At 70.4% G+C, this 14056-nt stretch carries 13 protein-coding genes and 1 pseudogene; 9 read left to right on the plus strand and 5 right to left on the minus strand.

Annotated elements, in window-relative coordinates; translation table 11 throughout:
• The 6 genes from ACGFY9_RS33775 to ACGFY9_RS33800 form a co-directional block, all read left to right on the plus strand.
• The coding region (locus ACGFY9_RS33775) for a Zn-ribbon domain-containing OB-fold protein (protein WP_393760512.1) at positions 1-188 on the plus strand (188 nt) is incomplete at its 5' end.
• Between the two features lie 3 nt (positions 189-191).
• Entirely contained in the window at positions 192-1340 is a 1149-nt protein-coding gene (locus ACGFY9_RS33780; RefSeq protein WP_393760514.1) for a thiolase family protein, read from the plus strand.
• Positions 1341-1369: 29 nt separating this feature from the next.
• On the plus strand, positions 1370-2419 hold the full coding sequence (locus ACGFY9_RS33785) for a DUF2889 domain-containing protein (protein WP_393760516.1): 1050 nt from the start codon (positions 1370-1372) through the stop codon (positions 2417-2419).
• Between the two features lie 16 nt (positions 2420-2435).
• The gene (locus tag ACGFY9_RS33790; RefSeq protein WP_393760518.1) at positions 2436-3545 is read left to right on the plus strand and encodes an acyl-CoA dehydrogenase family protein; all 1110 of its coding nucleotides are present in this window, start codon (positions 2436-2438) and stop codon (positions 3543-3545) included.
• 39 nt (positions 3546-3584) lie between these two features.
• Positions 3585-4763 (plus strand): acyl-CoA dehydrogenase family protein, encoded by a 1179-nt coding sequence (locus ACGFY9_RS33795; RefSeq protein WP_393760520.1) that lies wholly within the window; start codon positions 3585-3587, stop codon positions 4761-4763.
• 2 nt (positions 4764-4765) lie between these two features.
• Positions 4766-5272 carry a DoxX family protein gene (locus tag ACGFY9_RS33800; RefSeq protein WP_393760522.1) on the plus strand — a complete coding sequence of 169 codons (507 nt, stop codon included), beginning with the start codon at positions 4766-4768 and terminating at the stop codon, positions 5270-5272.
• Positions 5273-5334: 62 nt separating this feature from the next.
• Here the strand turns inward: ACGFY9_RS33800 and ACGFY9_RS33805 are convergent, their stop codons facing one another.
• A complete protein-coding gene (locus ACGFY9_RS33805) occupies positions 5335-6795 on the minus strand; it encodes an NAD-dependent succinate-semialdehyde dehydrogenase (RefSeq protein WP_393760524.1) in 1461 nt (486 codons plus the stop codon).
• Between the two features lie 184 nt (positions 6796-6979).
• Here ACGFY9_RS33805 and ACGFY9_RS33810 point away from each other — a divergent pair, with 184 nt between their 5' ends.
• Complete coding sequence (locus tag ACGFY9_RS33810) at positions 6980-7378, plus strand: ArsR/SmtB family transcription factor (protein WP_393760526.1); 399 nt, start codon at positions 6980-6982, stop codon at positions 7376-7378.
• Between the two features lie 44 nt (positions 7379-7422).
• On the opposite strand, the gene ACGFY9_RS33815 is transcribed toward ACGFY9_RS33810, so the two are convergent.
• Positions 7423-8505 carry an MBL fold metallo-hydrolase gene (locus ACGFY9_RS33815; RefSeq protein ID WP_393760528.1) on the minus strand — a complete coding sequence of 361 codons (1083 nt, stop codon included), beginning with the start codon at positions 8503-8505 and terminating at the stop codon, positions 7423-7425.
• A gap of 204 nt (positions 8506-8709) precedes the next feature.
• Positions 8710-10176 (minus strand): MFS transporter, encoded by a 1467-nt coding sequence (locus ACGFY9_RS33820; protein ID WP_393760530.1) that lies wholly within the window; start codon positions 10174-10176, stop codon positions 8710-8712.
• 542 nt (positions 10177-10718) lie between these two features.
• Between ACGFY9_RS33820 and ACGFY9_RS33825 the strand changes: the two genes are divergently transcribed.
• Positions 10719-11660 (plus strand): acyl-CoA thioesterase, encoded by a 942-nt coding sequence (locus ACGFY9_RS33825; protein WP_393760532.1) that lies wholly within the window; start codon positions 10719-10721, stop codon positions 11658-11660.
• Between the two features lie 37 nt (positions 11661-11697).
• On the opposite strand, the gene ACGFY9_RS33830 is transcribed toward ACGFY9_RS33825, so the two are convergent.
• Both ACGFY9_RS33830 and ACGFY9_RS33835 read right to left on the minus strand, forming a co-directional pair.
• Positions 11698-12489, minus strand: coding sequence for an enoyl-CoA hydratase/isomerase family protein (locus tag ACGFY9_RS33830; RefSeq protein WP_393760533.1), 792 nt, complete (start codon positions 12487-12489; stop codon positions 11698-11700).
• 92 nt (positions 12490-12581) lie between these two features.
• A complete protein-coding gene (locus ACGFY9_RS33835; protein WP_393760535.1) occupies positions 12582-12911 on the minus strand; it encodes a hypothetical protein in 330 nt (109 codons plus the stop codon).
• Between the two features lie 187 nt (positions 12912-13098).
• Here ACGFY9_RS33835 and ACGFY9_RS33840 point away from each other — a divergent pair.
• A pseudogene (locus tag ACGFY9_RS33840) lies at positions 13099-14051 on the plus strand (carbohydrate ABC transporter permease).
• The last annotated feature ends 5 nt before the right edge of the window (positions 14052-14056 follow it).

A 14056-nucleotide genomic window follows, 5' to 3' on the forward strand; every position in this document is an offset into this window, starting at 1 on the left:
CAGACTCCCTGCCCTACGTCATCGCCCAGGTCCAGCTCGACGACGCACCCGGCATCCGCATCCAGACCAACATCGTCCAGGCCGACCCCGCCGACCTCAAACGCGGCGACCCCCTCGAAGCCGTCTACGAACAACGCGGGGACATGACACTGCCCCAGTTCCGCCCCACCCAGCAGAACGGAACCTGAACCGTGGCCATCGGAACCCGTGCCACCGCCGTCGTCGGCGTCGGCTACTCCACCATCCACCGCGAGACGGGAGTCGACTCCCGGCCGCTCGCGGTGACAGCCGCCAAGCAGGCGATCGGGGACGCCGGTCTGACGACGGCCGACATCGACGGGATCTTCGAATACCCGGGACAGGGCACTCAGATCGCCGTCGAGATGCAGCGGATGCTGGGTATCCGCGACCTCGCTGTGTTCGGTGACAACTCGGCCTCGGGCCCCTCAGGCCTCGCGGCGGCGCAGAACGCCGTGATGGCCGTGGCGTCCGGTGCCTGCGAGACCGCCCTGGTGTTCAGGTCGGTGACCCGGGAGTGGGGCCAGCAGAGCGGCAAGGCGGAGTTCCCGCCGGCCGACGGTCCGGCCCAGTTCCTGGCACCGTACGGCGACTACGGCGCGGTCATCCCGTCCATGGGAATGCGCAAGTACCGGCGCTTCGTCGACTTCGGCGGCAGCGAGGAGGACTACGGCCACATCGCCGTCAACGCCCGCCGCTGGTCCGCCCTCAACGACCGGGCCGTCCTGCGGACCCCGATCACCATGGACGACTACCTGTCCTCGCGCTACATCGCGGAGCCGCTGCGCCTGTTCGACTGCGACTACCCGGTGACCGGTGCCTGCGCCACGGTGATCACGTCGACCGAGCGGGCGGCGGACCTGCGCAGGAAGCCGGTCGTCGTCGACGCGATGGCCCAGGGGACGGGCTCCCGCCCGAGCTGGAGCTTCGCCGACGACCTCGTCTTCGGCGGCACCATCGGCTGCGGCAGCCGGCTGTGGGAACGCTCGTCGGTGACACCCCAGGACGTCAAGGTGGCCGAGCTCTACGACGGCTTCACCCACATCACCATCTCCTGGGTGGAGGCCCTGGGCCTCTGCGGCCTCGGCGAGTTCGGAGACTGGGTGGACGGCGGCCGGACGATCGGTCCGGGCGGCCGACTGCCGCTCAACACCAACGGCGGTCAGTTGGCCGAGGGCCGGCTGCACGGTCTCAGCTTCCTCAACGAGGCGGTCCTCCAACTGCGTGACGAATGCGGCGACCGCCAGGTCGCCGGTGCCGACGTGGCGGTCGTCGCCAACGCGCACGGACCGCAGTGCGGGGCCATGGTTCTCACCTCCTGACGGTGACCGACGAAGAAGGAGGCCGAGTCATGCCGTTCGGTTCGGAAACGGGCAGGCAGGCGCCGGGCTCCGTGGGCGCGCCCGACGGCCGTTCCGCGCCGGGGAGTCCGGCGCCGATCAGTGGCGGCTCGATCCGTCGCACCACCACCGTCGACGCGCGCCCCGACGGCACCTGGCACGCGGGGACACTGATCGACGCACGGGGCAGGGATCTCGTTGCCGATGGCGGGGGACACACCCGCGAACACGCCACCCACCGGTTCCGTGCCCGGGTGGACCAGGACGGCACGTTGCGGGACGCCGACGACACCACGGGTGACGCGGCCGACGGCCGGTTGCCGGCCGAGCTGGTCGGGATCGACTCCCGTCGCGGGTTCCGCCGCGCGCTCACGGCGCACTTCGGTCCGGCCGGCGGCGTCGGCCTCCAGGCCGCCCTGCTCGACGACCTGCCGGGTATGCGGATCATCTCCGGCTACGCACAGGTGCAGCAGTTCGCACCCGCGCGGCCCGCCGACCGGCGGCCATCCCCGGTCATCGGGGTGTGCGTGGGCTGGGCCGCCGACGGCACCGCGGCCACCTCCGACGATGCGCTCCCCGGCATGCTCACGTCGCGTCCGCCCGCCCCCGACCTCGTCGGTGGGGACGAACGGGTCTGGCACACCGACCCCCCTCCGCCCCGGGCAGGGATGCGGCGCCGGCGCCTCATCGAGGTGACCCCCGACACGGTCACCGGCGTGTACGGATACTTCCGCGACACGTACTGCCGCCCGGACGGCATCGAGGTCGTCGTCCACGAGTACGAGATCACGGCGACCGTCGCGGCCGGGGTCGGCGGCCTCCCGGTGGTGCGGGAACTGACGGCACGTCCCGGCGCCCTGCCGTTCCCGGAATGCCCGGCAGCCGCCGCAACGGCCGTGAGCCTGCACGGAGTTCCGCTCGGCGAGATCGAGCCGGAGGTCCGCCGGAGACTCGTCGGCCCGCACGGCTGCACCCATCTCAATGACCTGCTGAGGACACTCCGCCTGGTCGAGCCGATGACCACCCTCTTCCGTGCCACGCGCGGGGAACCGAACCAGTGACCGAAGGAGCCGCGTCGTGACCACGACAGACGAGCTGCGCCACTACCTCGACGCCCACCTGCCCGCCTTCCGCGAACAGTGGGGCGAGCAACCGGAGTTCGAGGGGAAGCTGGCCTGGCAGCGCATACTGCAGAAGGGCCGCTGGGTGGCACCCCAATGGGCCGAGGAGTTCGGCGGCCGGGGCCTGGACGTCGTGGAGGCGCTGGCCTGCAGCGAAGTCCTGGCGGAGTACGGGGCTCCCGGCACCGCCGGCATCTACGGAGTGGCCAACGTCGGCCCCACCATCGCCCAGTGGGGAACCGAGGAGCAGCGCCGCCACCTGCCCGCCATCCTCGACGGCAGCGAGATCTGGTGCCAGGGGTTCAGCGAACCCGGCACCGGATCCGACCTGGCCGGCCTCCGGACCAGGGCTGTCCTCGACGGCGACGAGTTCGTCATCGACGGCCAGAAGATCTGGACCTCGGACGGTGTGCGCGCCTCGCACATGCAGCTTCTGGTGCGCACCGACCCGGACGCGCCGAAGCACAAGGGCATCTCCGCGCTGCTGATCCCGCTCGACACCCCTGGCGTCGAGCGCCATCCGATCCGGCAGATCACCGGGGAGTCCGAGTTCGCGGAGGTGTACTTCACCGGCGCGCGCGTCCCCGTCAGCAGCCTGCTCGGGCCGCTCAACCAGGGCTGGGGCGTCACCATGACCACGCTCGGCCACGAGCGCAGCGGCGTCGTGACGTACGCCTCCCAGGTCCAGCGGCAGGTGGAGGCCGTAGTGGACTCGCTGCGCTTCGACCGGACCGGACAGGAGCTCTCCCTGCTGCTGCGCGACGAACTCGTGCGGCGCTGGGTGGAGGGCCGGGTCGTGGGCGTCCTGGGGCAGCGGTCCCTGGCGTCGATCCGGGCCACCGGCCAGCCGGGACCGGAGCAGTCGATCATCAAGCTGGAGTGGAGCCAGTTCGGGCAGCGGCTCGCGCAGACCCAGCTCGCCCTCGGTGGACTCGGCGCCGTCGCCGGCCTGGACGACACGCTGATGACGGACTATCTGCGGGCCCGGGCCTCCACGATCGCCGGGGGCACCACCGAGGTGATGAAGAACATCCTCGCCCAGCGCGTCCTCGGTCTGCCGTCCTGACCACGCCCCGCCGACCGTCCCATACCTTACGGAGAACCGATGGATCATGAACTCGCCCCCGAAGTGAGCGAGCTGCGTCGCACCGTGCGGGCGTTCCTCGAACGCAAGGCGCCGGAGAGCGCCGTACGCCGGGTCGTCGACGAGGGCCTCGGCCGCGATGCCGAGGTGTGGGACCAGCTTGCGCAGCAACTCGGCCTGCACGGCCTCCTCGTCCCCGAGGAACTGGGCGGCCAGGGCACCTCGTTCGTCGAAATGGGCGTCGTGCTGGAGGAGATGGGCCGGAGCCTGTTGCCCGGCCCCTTCTTCTCCAACGCCGTCCTCGCCGTCGGCGCGCTGACGGCGTCCGGTGACGACAGGATCGCCGCCGAGCTGCTTACGGCCATCGCCGAAGGCACGACGATCGCGACCGTCGCGTTCTCGGAAGGGCTGACCGGGCGGCCCGGCGAGTCGACGGCAACCGCTCGGTTCGCCGAAGGAACGTGGCGGTTGAACGGTCAGGTCGAGGCGGTGCTCGACGGCCGGGCCGCCGACATCCTCCTCGTCGTCGCCCCGGCCGGGGGCGAGCTCGGGCTGTTCGCCGTGACGGCGGACAGCTCCGGGCTGGAGCGCACGCTGTTGGCCGGGCTCGACCTGACGCGCGAGATCGCCCGGGTCCGTCTCACGGACGTCGAGGCGCGGCGGGTCGGGGGCGATTTCACCTCGGGGCAGCGCCATGTGCTGGCGCTCGGGACGGTCGGCATCGCCGCCGAACTCGCCGGAGCGACGCAGAAGATCCTGGAGATGGCCGTCGACTACGCCAAGCTCCGCGAGCAGTTCGGGAAGCCGATCGGGTCGTTCCAGGCCGTCAAGCACCTGTGCGCAGACATCTTCGTCACCGCCGAGTCCGCCCTCGCGGTCGCCCGGTACGCGGCCCGCGTGGCCGCGGAGGACCAGGAGGGGCTGGCGGAGGCGGCCGCGCTGGCCAAGGCGTACTCCAGCGAGGCGTGCACTCTGGCGGCGGAGCGGAACATCCAGGTCCACGGCGGCATCGGGTTCACCTGGGAGCATCCGGCCCACCTGTATCTGCGCCGGATCAAGTCGGGGGAGTTGCTGTTCGGCGACTCGGCCCACCACCGGGGAGAGCTCGCCGCGCTGCTCGGCCTCACCGCGGGACCCGCCGTGGACCCCGCCGCACGGTCCGCGGTCCGGGCCGGGTCGGCCGAGCCCGTGCGGGTGTGACCATGGACGCCCAGGAAGTGGCGCTCGTCGCGGTCCGGTTGGTGCTGGGCGTCATCATGATCGCCCATGGGTACAACCACTGGCGCGGTGGCGGCCGCATCGCCGGCACCGCGCGCTGGTTCGAAGGCCTGGGCCTGCGGCACGGAAGGCTCCAGGCGTGGGCCAGCGTCGTCACCGAGATCGGAGCCGGTGCAGCCCTGGCGGCGGGATTCCTCACCTCCTTCGCCTGCGCCGCGGTCATCAGCGTGATGGCGATCGCCGGCCTCCTCGCGCACCGGGCGAACGGCTTCTTCGTGTTCAAGGAGGGGTACGAATACGTCCTGCTGATCGGCGTGGTGGCAGTCGCGCTGGCGGCACTCGGACCGGGCACCGCGTCGGTGGACCACTTGATCGGCACGGAACTGACCGGTTGGGGCGGCGGCGGTGTCGCCGTACTGCTGGGAGCCTTCGGCACCGCCACGCTGCTCGCGCTGACCTGGAGGCCCGGCCGGGCGGGCGACGTCTCCTGACGAACCGCCATGGCGCCGTCCCTCAGGGGCGGCGCCGGCGTGTGACCTGGCAGGGAAGCCGGTCAGAACGAGATGCCGACCAGCTTGGTGTCGAGGTACTCGTCGATTCCCTGCGGGCCGCCCTCACGGCCCAGGCCGCTCTCCTTGATCCCGCCGAACGGTGCCGCGGCACCCGTCGGATTGATGTCATTGATGCCCACGATCCCGAACCGCAGCGCCTCCGAGACCCGCAGGGCGCGCGACAGATCGTTCGTGTACACGTAGGCGGCGAGGCCGTACGCGGTGTCGTTCGCCATCGCGATCACCTCCTCCTCGTCGTCGAACGGGATCACTGGGGCGATCGGGCCGAACGTCTCCTCGTAGTAGACATCCATGTCGGGCGAGACCCCGGTGAGCACCGTCGGGGCGAAGAACTGCCCGTCGGCCAAGCCCTCGTCGAGCAGTCGCTCGCCGCCGGCGAGGACCTTCGCTCCCTTGTCCAGCGCGTCGGAGACCTGGCGCTGCATCTTCGCCATCGCGGCGGCGTCGATCAGCGGTCCGATGGTGACGCCGTCGGCCAGCCCGCTGCCCGCCCTCATCGCCCGCACCCGCTCGACCAGCACGTCGAGGAAGTCGTCGAGCAGTGGACGGTGGACGAAGACGCGGTTCGGGCAGATGCATGCCTGCCCGGTGTTGAGGAACTTGACCAGGCTCAGCCCCTTCGCGGCCCGTGCGGGATCCGCGTCGCCGAACACGATGAACGGCGCGTGGCCGCCCAGTTCCAGCGAGACCCGCTTCACCGTTCGAGCCGCCTTGGCGTTGAGCGTCCTGCCGACGTCGGTGGACCCGGTGAACGTCAGTTTGCGTACCTCCGGGGCCGCCAGCAGGGCGTCGGCCACGGGACCCGGGTCGCTCGTGGTGACCAGATTGACCACGCCCGCCGGAACGCCGGCCGCGTGCAGCAGGCCGACGACCGCGGCGGCGCACAACGGCGTCTGCTCGGCGGGCTTGAGCACGACCGTGCAGCCTGCGGCCAGCGCCGGAGCGACCTTGCGGGTGATCATCGACATCGGGTAGTTCCACGGTGTGATCGCGGCGACGACGCCGACCGGCTGGCGCATCGTCAGGAACCGGTGACCGGCGCGGGACGAGGGGATCGTCGTGCCGTAGACCCGCTTCGCCTCCGCCGCGTACCAGCTCAGGAATTCCGCGGCGTAGCGCACCTCGTTGCGGGCCGCCCGGATCGGCTTGCCCTGTTCCCGGGTCATCAGCCGGGCCAGCCGCTCGGCGTCGTCGGTCATCGCACGGTGCGCGCGCTCAAGGACGGCTGCTCGCTCGTAAGCGGTCGCCGTCGACCAGGACGGGAACGCACGGCTCGCCGCCTCGATCGCCCGGCGGGTCTCGGCGGCACCGGCGTCGGCGGCGCGCCCGAGCATGGTGCCGTCGGCGGGGTTCGTCACCGCGAACTCCTCGCCCGAGTCAGCGGCACTCCACGCGCCGTCGAGATAGAGAGTGCTGGCCGAGGGCACGGCGTCGTCGGGCATCTGGAGGACCTCCGCGAGGAATGACGTGTCCGATCGGATCAACCGGACAGAATGATTCGGTACTTCTATGCTTGCCGGGATGCGAAGCCCCGTCACGAGCGGGAACGGCCACCACCAGCGATTCCGGTGCTGTACACGGCGCTACCATGGGCAGCGGAAAAGACGGAAGGGAAGGGCGGCACCCATGGCCAGGATCGCCGGAACCAGCAGGTTGCGGCAGGCCGCGGCGTCGCCGGAACTCCGTCCCGCGGATGTCTTCAAGGCCCTGGGCGATCCGGTGCGTTGGAGCATCGTCTCGCAGGCCGCCGCGGTCGGCGAACTCGCCGCCAGCACCTTGGAGGACACCCTGGAGGTGTCCAAGCCCACGATCTCCTACCACACGAAGATCCTGGTGCAGGCGGGCCTGCTCGCCGTCCGCAAGGAGGGCCGGAACTTCTACTACACCCTGCGGGACGACGTGCTGCACGCTCTCATCGACGACATGCGGGCGCTGACTTCCGGACCCGGCGCCGACGCCGGACAGGGTCCGGGTACGGCCGTGTCGGCCGGTCACGAATCCGACGGAACGCTCCCGACCTGGTAGTGCAGCGTGGATCGGCACCGCGCACGCCACGGCCCCGGGGCGGCTCAGCCGAGTTCCGGCGGGGCGTCGAGGATCGGGTGCCAGGCGTCGACATCGACCCCCTTGTTCACGACGGACCCGGTGCGAGCCAGGTGGACGAGGTGCGCATAGGCCTCGCCAATCGCGAAGCGGCGGGCCGTGCCCTGCATCCGCGACCAGGGCCGACTCCATCGCAGTCCCGCTGTGACGGCGGCCGTGTCCGCGCCGGGCTCGGCGCGGACCACGTCGATCACCTCGGCCAGGCGGTCGGCGTGGTGGCGTCTGAGGTCGTGCACGCGCCGGTTCAGACCGGCGAACCGGTACTCGTGTGCCGGCAGGACCTCGGCGTCGCCGTACTCGGCCAGTAGCAGCAGCGAGGACAGGTAGTCGCCCAGCACGTCGTCCTCGACGCCCGGCAGCGGGCTGATGTTCGGGGTGATCCTCGGCAGGACGTGGTCCCCGGTGAGCATCACGTTCCGCTCCGCGTCGAAGAAACAGACGTGCCCCGGCGTGTGGCCGGGGGTCCAGATCGCCGAGAGCGAGGACCGCGCGCCCAGCGGCCGGTCACCGTCCTGGATCAGCCGGTCGGGCACCACGTCGAACCGCTCGAACATCTCCGGACGCGGTTGTTCGGCGTCAGCCGGTCCGTCGAGCGGCACGCCGCGGCCAGCGAGCCAGACCTTGTGGGCCCGGTCGTAGGCGTCGGGGCCGGTCTCGGCGAACTCCCGTTGCGGACGCGCGTCCGCCTCGTGCATCGCAATCCACGCTCCACTGGCCTCGCGAACCCGGCGGGCCAGGCCGAAATGGTCGGCGTGCCCGTGGGTGACCAACACGGCCCGGACATCGCCGATCTCCCAGCCGGCCTCGCCGAGGCCGGACACCAGTCCGTCCCAGGCGTCCTCGCACGGCCATCCGGTGTCGACGAGCGCGACTCCGCCGGCGTAGTCGACCGCGTAACTCAGCACGTAGCGCAGCGGATTGTTCGGGAACACCGTAGGGATCGACCACAGGCCCGGCCTGACCTGCTCCACGGGGGGCAGAACACGGTCCAGCCAAGCCTGGCGCTGGACCTTCCCGGTGACAGTGACGCTGTCCGGCTCGTGCGGCACGCGTGACCCCTTCGCTCGGTACACCGGACTTCAGATCCGCGGAACCCATCTGGAAGTACGTCGCACGGTTTCCTATCAACATACTTACCGTAAGGCTTTCCGTCCACGCTGCCGAAGCGCCCGGTCTGTCTGTTGCGTCACAGCCTTCGCCGCCGCCCCGGCTGTCGGACCGGGACGGCGGCGAAGAGGTGGGGCGGCCACGTGTCAGTCGGTCACCGCCGCGCCGCCCGTCGCCTGCGCGCGGCCGTGCCGCATGAACACGCTCAGCACGACTGCGATCACGCCGAACACCGCCGCGCCCAGGAAGACGTAGGTATAACCCTTCCCGGCGTAAGCGGGGCTGGCGCCCCCCACCACGTAGAGAGCGAGCACCACGGTTGCCAGCACCGGCACGGCTCCCGACGTGAGCGCGGATGTCGTCGCCTGGAGCCCGCCGCTCACACCGGTGAGACGTGGCGGAACGGCCTCGATGACCAGGTTCACCGTTCCCGCGTAGTAGAAGCCCGACGCGACCCCGAACAGCATCATGCTGATCGCGTACTGCCACAGGTGGTCGTGCGCCAACGCGACGACCACCGAGGCGACGGTCCCGATCGCGGAGCACATCAGGACGACCAGCCGCGGCGAGTGGCGACGGCACAGGTAGCCGCCGAGCGGTCCGCAGATCATCGTCACAACACCCGTGAACAACCCGAACAGGCCGGTGTGGAAGGACGACATGCCCATTCCGTACGACACTCCGTCTCCGGTGCGGCTCTCCAGCATCTGCGGGATCAGGAATCCGGAGGACGACGTGGGGACCGAGGCGAACAGCGCGATGAGCAGTGAGGTCCGCAGCGCCGGACTGGCCAGCAGCTTGATGTCGATCAGCGGTTCGGGCAGGCCGTTCTCCAGGATGACGAACCCGATGAACGACAGCACCGCGATCGCGAAAGGCAGAAGCGTGGCGACCGACGTCCACCCCTCGCTCGAACTCTGGGTGAAGCCGAACAGCAGCATGCCGATGCCGAGGGTGAGCAGGAACGCGCCCCCGACATCGATCCTGTGCTTGTTCCGGCGTCCGACGTCGGGTACGCCGAAGTACAGGACGGGCGCGAGGGCGAGCATGTAGAGGAAGCAGAACCAGAAGACGGAGTGATAGCTGAACGAGCCCACCAGTGCGCCGCTGATGATCGGCCCTATGGCGACGGCCACGCCGATTCCCGTCGCGCTCAGGCCGATCACGATGGGGACCATCCGCTTGGGCAGGTACTCGCGGAAGAACGCGTAGTTGACGCCGGGCATCGCGATGACGGAGGCCTGGAGGACCCGTGCCACCATCATCATCGGGAACGAGGACGTGAGCGCCCCGAGGAGCGAGCCGGCGAGGAAGAGCACCGCCGCCGCCATGAACAGCCGCTTGTAGCCGAACACGTCGGAGAGCTTTCCGGCGAGCGGCTGGAGAGCGCTGCCGACCAGGAAGGTGATGGTCACGATCCATGGCAGCTGGCCCGGGGTGAACGGCGGGATCATGTCGTGCAGGATGTTGGTGAACATGACGGCGGAGAAGACCGTCGCCTCCATCATCAGCATCACCGCGACCGTGACCAGCAGATAGTGCGCTGTGGAACGCTGCTTCGGCTGAGGGGGATCTTCCGCGTCGGGGTGGGTCAGCTTGGCGACATCGGTCATGGCCTCTCCTTTGAGTACATGCGGTGCGGACGGTGCCGGCGGGCCGTACGGGACAGCGGATTCCGCTGAGGAGTGCCGTTTCCCCGGGGCGGACGGCTTCGTGGCGGGGTACGGCGGGGCGTGGCGTGGCAGGTCGGGCACGGGGTGCCGACCGTCGGCAGGGGCTATGAGCCCCGGACGGGCAGGGCGGTCGGCCGCGGGGTGTCCGGGCCGGGCGGGCTGGGGTGCGACGAACTCGGCAGGGGAGGGTGCGCGCCCGGAGGGCGAGGACGAACTCGTTCGGGGCCGCGTGTTCGGTGAGATCACCGGATCCGTGCAGGGATGCCGCACGGAGCGGGATCGGACATCCCCGCATCATTTCGATACTTCGAGAGATTTACGTCGGTGAGGCACAGTATTAGCCCACGGCAGCCGGACGCGCTAGTGTCGTGCGCATTACCGCAAGGCGTCCGATAACTCCGACGAATCGACTCCCGACTCGCGGCCCGCCGGAGGATCAGCCGGTGCGGCCGTGGCGCACGTACGACCGGAGAGGAGTTCCCATGCAGGAGACCGGATCCGCCGCGCAGCCGACCGGCATGGACAACGCCCCGTCAGATCGCCGGGCGGAGCAGGCCGACGGTCACCCGCCCGACCTGAACGGCCTGTTCGACCTGCACCGGTCGTCGCCGTCCGGCTTCCGTGCTGTCGGCGCCAACATCGGCACGGCGCGGCTCTTCGGCGGCCAGACCGTGGCACAGGCACTCTGCGCGGCGGGACGAACGGTCCCCGAGGAGTTCAGGGCGCACAGTCTGCACGCCCACTTCCTGCGCTCCGGCGAGACCTCGGGCGCGGTCGACTACCAGGTGGAGATCGTGCGGAACGGCACCACGTTCGCCACCCGCCGGGTTGCCGCCGTCCAACAGGGGACGGAACTGCTCCAGCTGACCGCCTCGTTCCACCGGCCGGAGCCAGGGCTCACCCACCAGGCGGCGGTGCTCGACGTACCCGACCCGGAGTCGCTGCCCACTCCGGAGGAGTCACTCCCGGACGCGCGGGGGCGGGAGTGGTACCGAGGCATCCGAGCCCGCTTCCCGTTCGACATGCGTTTCGTCGGCGCCCCACCGGGAGTGGCCGCCGGCACCACCGCTCCGCCGCGCCACGGCGTGTGGTTCCGAGCACGCGAACCCCTGGGTGCCGATCCCCTCCCGCACGCCTGCACCCTCGCCCTGGTGTCGGACCTGTTCCTCCTCGCCGCGGCCCTGCCTCCGCACGGTCTTCGGATGGGTACATCGGGGATGCTGGCGGTGAGCCTGGACCACGCCGTGTGGTTCCACGACGCCGCCTTCCGCGGCGACGACTGGTTCTTCTGCGCGCAAGAGGGGTCGTGGGCCGGCGGTGGCCGGGCGCTGTGCCGCAGTACGGTCTTCGACCGCCGCGGCGCCCTTGTCGCGACGGTCGCGCAGGAAGGCCTGATCCGAGTCGGTTCGCAGCCGGTCCGGTAGGCCCCGGTCCGCTTACCGAACGTCCGGAGCGGGCCCCTCAGTCGCCCATGAACAGCGGGTTGCGGTGCTCCCTCTTGGCCCGGATCCCCTCGTGGATGTCCGAGGTCGCCATCGTCACCGGCTGGGCCAGCGCCTCCCACTGAAGCGACGCGGCAAGCCCGTTGGCCGACTGCTCAAGCCCGGCCTTCGTCAGCCGGGTCGCGATCGGCGCGGCGCTCGCGATGCGCCGGGCCACTTCGAGGGAGCGTTCCAGGGCGTTGTCCGCCACTTCGGTGACCAGTCCCCACGCGGCGGCCTCGTCGGCCCGCAGTTCGCGCCCCGTGTAGAGGAGGTCGCGTGCGCGCGGCACGCCGACCGCTTCCTGGAGCAGCCAGGTCGCGGCCATACCGCCATGGGTTCCCAGGTAGACGAACGGTGTGCTGAACCTGGCGGAGGTACTTGCGTACCGTAGGTCGCACGCCAGGGCCAGGCACAGCCCCGCCCCGACAACGGGTCCGTTGACCGCGGCGATTACGGGGAAGGGCAGCTCCCTGGGCGCGAGCCAGGTCCGGTAGAACGGCAGCATCCGCTGCCTCATCCGGTCCGGCGTGTTGTCCCGCGCCGATCCCTGGTCGAGCCAGGAGAGATCGGCGCCCGAGCAGAACGAACTCCCGGCTCCGGTGACCACGAGCACCCGCACGTCATCGTCCTCGATGACCACGGCCAGCGCGTCCGACCAGGCGGCAGTCACCTCGGCGGTCATGGCGTTGCGCACGGCCGGGCGGTTGAGCGTGATCAGCCGTACGCCTGGCGCCGGTTCTCCCAGAAGCACGGCGTCGTCCGAGCTCATCTCGACTCTTCTTTCTCGCGGTTGCCCCGCAGGTGGACGCGTCGCTGACCAGGGGCGGCGGGCCGACCTGCCCGGCTCGGTGCCGCGCCCGCTCAGGCGCTCGGCGCCGGCTCGTACAGGGTCATCACCGGAGGTCGGCTGTCCATCGCCGGCGACATGTCGAGCTTACCGGCGGCCGCCGCCTCCCCGATGGCACCCAGCACCGCGCCCGGGTCCTCGGCCTCGATCTCGTACAGGGCCAGGTGGCGGTGCTCGGCGGGCGGTCCGGCCGGGGAGGCCGTGAAGCGGGTGGCACTCACGATGCCGGGTACGCGCTCCAGCAACTGCGGGATGTGCACCTGCTCGTACCAGGTGTCGAACGCGGCTTCGTGTTCGGGGCCGGCGGCGTTGGTATGGACGAGGAGGATGGCTTTGCGCGGCATCGTCGAATCCTTTGATGGATGTCAATGTATCGACGCAAATCTAAGTGGGGGCTTGCTGTCGCGTCAATGAACCCCTGATTCCGGCGACAAGCAACAGGGCTTCACCGTCGGTGGCAGCTGACCGGAGCACACCGCGCCCCCGCAGAGGTCACCATCAGTGTCCGCGGGGGCCGGGGGAAGGTACGACATGAGCCAGACCGTCCCACCGGCGGCCGCGCGCCGCGTCCCGCCGCCGGTCGTCCCCAAGTCCCGCCGCCCGTGGCGGAGTTCCACCCGCGAGGCGCTGACCGCGTACGGGTTCGTCGCCCCCTTCATGATTCTGTTCTCCGCGCTGCTCGTGGTCCCCCTCGGCTACGCGGGCTATCTCAGCCTGTTCCGGTCGCAGCTGGTCGGCGGCGACGTCTTCGCCGGACTGGGCAACTACCGGCGGGCGCTGGACGATGCGCTGTTCCGGGAAGGCGTGCGACGGTGGCGCGGTTTCTGGTCATCCAGGTGCCGGTCATGCTGGCCGCCTCGCTGCTCTTCGCGCTGGCCCTGGACAGCGGCCGGCTGCGCTTCCCGCGGCTCATCCGGCTGGGCATCTTCGTGCCGTACGCGATCCCGATTGTGATCGCCGCGCTCATGTGGGGCTATCTGTACGGCCCGGACTTCGGCCCGTTCGCCCAACTGGCCCGGGGCGTCGGTCTGGGCACCCCCGCATTCCTCAGCCCGCACTGGATTCTCGCCTCGCTCGCCAACGTCGTGACGTGGGAGTTCGTCGGCTACAACATGATCATTATGTTCGCCGCACTGCAGTCGGTGTCGCCCACGCTGTACGAGGCGGCGGCCGTGGACGGCGCGGGCGCGCTCCGGGTCGCCTGGCACATCAAGATCCCCGCCAGCCGGCCGGCGTTGCTGCTCAGCGTGATCTTCTCGGTGATCGGCACCTTCCAGCTCTTCAAGGAGCCCAAGCTGCTGTCCGCGCTCGCGCCGCAGGCCATCAGCACCTCGTACACCCCGGACATGTACGCCTACACGCTCGTCTTCACCAACCAGGAAGTGAACTACTCCTCGGCCGTCTCCTTCCTGCTCGGCGCGGTGATCGTCGTCGTCTCCTACGTCGTCCAGCTCGCGTCCCAACGGAAGACCCGCCGGTCGTGACCAGC

This window comes from Streptomyces sp. NPDC048504 (genome assembly GCF_043200035.1).
Taxonomy (GTDB): Bacteria; Actinomycetota; Actinomycetes; order Streptomycetales; family Streptomycetaceae; genus Streptomyces.